The organism is Lentzea indica (assembly GCF_012184385.1).
GTDB lineage: Bacteria > Actinomycetota > Actinomycetes > Mycobacteriales > Pseudonocardiaceae > Lentzea > Lentzea indica.
Genome location: NZ_VSRL01000582.1, coordinates 1 through 821, shown reverse-complemented (window position 1 = coordinate 821; position 821 = coordinate 1). Strand labels below are relative to the sequence as shown.

Genomic DNA, 821 nt, shown 5'->3' with positions numbered 1-821 from the left:
AGCCCCGTCCGCCGGTCCGCACGGCGTAGGGCTGCTTCTCGTCGGCGGGCAGGGCGAAGAACTCGCGGGTCAGCCCGCGCACCCGCGCACGCAGCTCGTCGGGGACGCCGTGCCCGGTGATCAGCAGGAACCCCGACTCCCGCAGCGCCGCGTCGACCCGCGCCGCCACCTCGGCACGTCGCGTGCCGTCGAACCACCCGGACAAGTCCACCAGCGGAACACCCATGGCTGCACTCCTACCGCCGTCACGGGCCGCGCGCCAGCGAACTAGCCCAGCCGTTCCACCACGAACGCGGTGAGGAACCCCGAGGTGGTGCACAGGCCGGTGTACAGACGGGCGCGCTCGTAGGCCTCGGGGATCATCGTGTCCGCGATCATCGCCAGGATCGCACCCGCGGCCACGGCGGTGATCACCGCGATGAGCTGCGGTGACGCGTCGTCGAGCAGCAGGTTGCCCAGCGCGGCGGACAGCCCGCTCGCCACCGCGATCGCGCCCCACACCCCGAACACGTAACCGGGCCCGCGGCCGGCCTGCTTCATGCCGGCGACGCTGGACAGTCCTTCCGGGACGTTCGAGGTGACCACCGCCGCCAGCATCGCCGCACCGACCCCGCCGCCGCTGAGCAGCGAGACGCCCAGCACGACGGACTCGGGCACACCGTCGAGCAGCGCGCCGACCGCGATCGCCGTGCCGCTGCCGGCCTGGTCCTGTTCGGACGGCTGGTTGCTGCTGCGCTTGCGATGCCGCGCGCCGCGCCGGGCGAGCAGCACGTTGGCCAGCACGTAGCCGGCCGCGCCGCCGAGGAACCCCGCGGAGGTGG

The 821-nt window shown here is 73.8% G+C and carries 2 protein-coding genes; both read right to left on the bottom strand.

Annotated features, from left to right (window positions below):
• The coding region (locus FXN61_RS49740; protein WP_188136349.1) for a 2-oxoglutarate and iron-dependent oxygenase domain-containing protein at positions 1–226 on the bottom strand (226 nt) is incomplete at its 3' end.
• A 41-nt stretch (positions 227–267) separates the two neighbouring features.
• Positions 268–821, bottom strand: a 554-nt coding sequence (locus FXN61_RS49735; RefSeq protein WP_167980676.1) for a ZIP family metal transporter, incomplete at its 5' end; no start/stop codon positions are given.